Here is a 4,382-nt window from a genome sequence, read left to right as displayed (position 1 = left end):
TTAGCGGTTAGCGGTTAGCGGTTAGCGGTTAGCGGTTAGCGGTTAGCGGTTAGCGGTTAGCGGTTAGCGGTTAGCGGTTAGCGGTTAGCCAGAATAAATTCCAAATGCACTAGTAAGCAAGGCGCCTACAATAAATTTAGCCCCAGCGCTTATTTGGGTTGTAGACGTAGAGCTTGCTCACGTTAGAAGCGCAGCTTCTCATGGTTTTAAAATATAATAACCAATGTAAAAGCGCTCCTTTTATACGCCAACAAGCTGCGCGTCTACTCGGCGATGATTGCAACTCTGTGATTTTAATCGAAGCAGTGAAGCCTGCTCACGCAACACTGCCTAATCTAAATTTGCTAAAATTTGCTCGCCAAACCACTCTGTGATTAAGCGTTTTTCATAAAAAAACGGCTCGTCGCGACCCATTTTAATTTTATCCATAAAGCCCATGTCTTTCAGCTCTACGTCGCTTGCTTCACTTATTACACTACCATCGTTATCTACAAGCGAGTAATTGAGCTTAATGCGCGGAAAATAAATAGGTTTTACTACGCGTATTTCATCCATACCGCCATAGCGAACATCGCCTGCTAAATCGATATCGGTTATTTCTAAATTTAGCTTATAGCCTTTTGGCAACTGCTCGGCGAGTTTAGAAAAGTGTTTTTCGAACTGAGTAGCAATTTGTTTGTGGTACGACGCTTTGCTCTGGCTAGAAGCGCGCACATCGCGGTAGTCTTTAAAATCTTGCCACTTAACTACCGATTCTCCAGCGTGTGCAAATGCAGGTAATGTAATACACATTGCCATAGCGATTGATTTAACTGAATTCATAGCATTCTCCAAAGGGGCAGTACTAATTATTTAGACTTAGCCCAGTAATATAACTAATAATTTTAGCAGTGATTGATTAACTATAACTTAATACGACATTTAAACTACTTTATAAGTATTTTACTATATGACCCTCTCTTAATAATAAAAGTTACAAATAAAGCATGTAAATCATCACAACTTATGGTGAAATTAAGATAATTGAAAAAGGTATCCACGGAGCATTCATGGCAATTTTAGTAACAGGCGGCGCAGGCTATATAGGCTCACACACCGTTTTAGAACTTTTACAGCAAGGTAGCGAAGTTGTTGTTGTTGATAACTTAAGTAACGCATCAAAAGAGTCGCTTGCACGCGTAAAGCAAATCACAGGCAAAGAAGCCACATTTTACCAAGGCGACATTCTTGATAAAGTTTTTTTAGATGCCATTTTTGCAAGGCACACCATTGAGAGCGTAATTCATTTTGCGGGCTTAAAGTCGGTTGGTGAGTCGGTGGCTAAACCTGTTGAGTACTATCAAACAAACGTACAAGGTACGCTAACACTTGTAGATGCCATGCGTGATGCAGGCGTATTTAAACTCGTATTTAGCTCATCAGCAACCGTTTACGGCGACCCTGCAAGCTTACCGATTAAAGAAGACTTCCCGGTAGGTGGCACAACAAACCCGTATGGCACATCAAAACTGATGGTTGAGATGATGCTACAAGATATTGTTAAATCAGATGAACGCTTTGCATTTGCTATTTTGCGTTACTTTAACCCTGTGGGCGCCCATGAGTCGGGATTAATTGGCGAAGATCCTAACGGTATACCAAATAACTTACTGCCCTTTATTGCCCAAGTTGCAGTAGGTAAATTAAAACAACTTGCTGTATTTGGTGACGACTACGACACCGTTGATGGCACCGGCGTGCGCGACTATATTCACGTTGTAGATTTAGCGATGGGCCACTTAAAAGCGCTTGATAAAATTGCCAACAATACCGGCGCGCTGGTATATAACCTTGGCACAGGCAATGGTTACTCTGTACTGCAAATGGTTAATGCCTTTATAAAAGCCAGTGGCCAAGACGTACCTTATCAAGTATCGCCTCGCCGCCCTGGCGATATTGCTGCATGCTACGCCGCGCCAGAAAAAGCACTTAAGGAGCTAGGCTGGAAAGCAGAACGCGGAATAGATGCCATGATGGAAGATACATGGCGTTGGCAGTCAAATAACCCTAATGGTTATAAAGGTTAATTAAACGCTTTGCCTGCTGCACAAGCAGGCAAATAATCTACAAGTAAATTTAATCACCGTGCTAATATTTAATGTAGACTTAAAGCTTGCTCAGGATTGATGCAAAGCTTCTCATAGCTTTATCAAAGGGGTTAAACACGACGTAAAAGCGCTGCTTTTAAACGCCAGCAAGCTGCGCGTCTACAAAACCCTCTGCACCTGTGTTATTTCAGTTTTAGGTGTGAAGCTTGCTCTCGTACAAAGTTGAAATACCAGTATTTTTATACCAACACGCAAGCAAAGCGCCTATAAATAAACTTAGCGTCAGCGCTAATTACCAATTTTGCATTTCAACAATACGCGACTGTGTTCGCGCATACTCAAAGCTCAATTTTTTACCTTCATAAAGCGTTTCTATCTGTGCCTGCGCATTAATGACTAACAACTTGTGGCAATCGTAAAATTCATCTACCAATGCAATAAAGCGCCTCGCTTCGTCATCTAAATAATGCTCATCAAGGGTTTGCTTTTCTCGTTGGTAGCTATCTTCAATACCATGCACTATTACCTTACCCGTTGCGCCTACACCCATTTTTGGCACATTTGCTATATATAAAACATTAAACTGTTTGGCTAAAAGCATATAATCCTGCGCACTTCGTGGGCCAGAGCAAAGCGCCATAAAATCAATCATCAGTGCGTTATTTGCTTTAAATAAATACGGTAAAGCGCGCGAGTGTACCTGTAAACTTTGATTTTTAGTCGCTTGCGGGTACTGTTTAATAAAAAGCTTATTAAACTCATCATTGGGTAAATTAATAAAATAGTGGCGGTTGTTTTTACCGTATCTAAAGCGGTGATCTTCTTGCCCGGCCACACTAACTATGTGGCAGTGGTTATTAATTAAATCGATTGTAGGTAAAAACCGCGCACGTTGCAGGCCATTACGATAGAGCTGTTCAGGCTTTACGTTAGAGGTTGCCACCAGCACAACCCCACAATCAAACAGGGCATTAAATAACCTTGCCATAATCATTGCATCGCCAATGTCACTAACAAAAAACTCATCAAAACACAGCACGTTTATATTTTTAGCCCACTGTTTGGCAATCAATGTAAGTGGATTTTTTTGCCCTTGTAATTGAGCAAGTTGGGCGTGTACCTGCGCCATAAAGTGATGAAAATGCAGCCGCTGCTTACGCTCAGTGGGTAAGTTTTTATAAAATAAATCCATCAACATAGATTTACCCCGCCCTACCGGCCCATACAAATAAACCCCTTTAACGAATGGCGTTTTTTGCCACCACAATTTTTTTGTGCATAACTGTGTGCTCAAATTATTTAACGCATTTACCGCACTATGCTGAGCGTTATCAAATCGTAGTTCACCCGCTTCAATTTTTGCTTGATAGAGCTTTAATATTTGTGGGTAGTTTACTGTCATGGGGTTTCACTATCGGCTATAATCGCGCCCATTGTAGCCGACTAAAAATGTGAACTAAAATGAAATTCCCTTGCCGCTTAGATAAATTTATTAGCCACCTAGCAGAGCTGCCACGCTCAAAAGCACGCGCTGCAATTAAGCGCCAAGAAGCGCAAGTTAATGGGGAAGTTATTACCGCGTTCGATTTTCAAATAACCCAGCAAGATGAAGTAACATTTGCTGGCGAGCCTATGGTATTTTTAGGCAAGCGCTACTTTATGCTGCACAAACCTGTAGGCTACGTGTGTGCTAATGTAGATGAGCTACACCCCACCGTATTTGATTTGCTCGATGAGCCAAATATGGCCGACTTTCATGTAGCAGGTCGCCTTGATATAGATACTACTGGCTTAGTGCTTATTACCAACGATGGCGACTGGTCGCATCGTATAACCTCGCCTAAGCACAACAAATTAAAAACCTACTTAGTAGAAACCCAAGAGCCTATAACCGAAGACGCATTAGAACAACTACGCAACGGCGTACAACTTCACAACGAAAAAGATCTCACCCGCCCAGCTAAAGCAGAAGCACTTGCCACCTACAGCTTACGCTTATCAATCAGCGAAGGTAAATACCATCAAGTTAAACGCATGTTAGCCGCAGTAGGTAACAAAGTGGTAGAACTACACCGCGAGCAAATAGGGAATATTATACTGGACGAAAACTTAGCAAGTGGAGAGTATAGAGAGTTAAAAGAGGGAGAGGTTAAATTATAGAGCGGTCAGCGGTCAGCGGTCAGCGGTCAGCGGTCAGCGGTCAGCGGTCTGAGCTGACCCCGATAAAGTAGACACGGGGTTTTAATTCATTGATTCATATTGTATGGGGCTAACATTTCCAATCGTCCCATGCAT

The 4,382-nt window shown here is 42.1% G+C and carries 4 protein-coding genes; 2 read left to right on the top strand and 2 right to left on the bottom strand.

Translation table 11 applies throughout. From position 1 onward, the window contains the following. Nucleotides 1–330: 330 nt before the first annotated feature. Nucleotides 331–822, bottom strand: a complete 492-nt coding sequence (locus AN389_RS19340; protein WP_055020492.1) for a DUF3016 domain-containing protein — start codon at nt 820–822, stop codon at nt 331–333. Nucleotides 823–1,049: 227 nt separating this feature from the next. On the opposite strand from AN389_RS19340, the gene galE reads away from it, so the two are divergent. Continuing rightward, on the top strand, nt 1,050–2,066 hold the full coding sequence (gene galE, locus AN389_RS19335; RefSeq protein WP_055020491.1) for a UDP-glucose 4-epimerase GalE: 1,017 nt from the start codon (nt 1,050–1,052) through the stop codon (nt 2,064–2,066). A 313-nt stretch (nt 2,067–2,379) separates the two neighbouring features. Here galE and zapE read toward each other — a convergent pair whose 3' ends face one another. After that, nucleotides 2,380–3,489 (bottom strand): cell division protein ZapE, encoded by a 1,110-nt coding sequence (zapE, locus tag AN389_RS19330; protein WP_055020490.1) that lies wholly within the window; start codon nt 3,487–3,489, stop codon nt 2,380–2,382. A 59-nt stretch (nt 3,490–3,548) separates the two neighbouring features. Between zapE and rsuA the strand changes: the two genes are divergently transcribed. Beyond that, nucleotides 3,549–4,247: a 16S rRNA pseudouridine(516) synthase RsuA gene (gene rsuA / locus AN389_RS19325; protein ID WP_055018925.1), complete on the top strand. Its 699-nt coding sequence runs from the start codon at nt 3,549–3,551 to the stop codon at nt 4,245–4,247. Nucleotides 4,248–4,382: the final 135 nt, after the last annotated feature.

The organism is Pseudoalteromonas sp. P1-7a (genome assembly GCF_001401855.1).
Taxonomy (GTDB): domain Bacteria; phylum Pseudomonadota; class Gammaproteobacteria; order Enterobacterales; family Alteromonadaceae; genus Pseudoalteromonas.
This window is presented reverse-complemented; position numbering and strand designations above follow the sequence as displayed.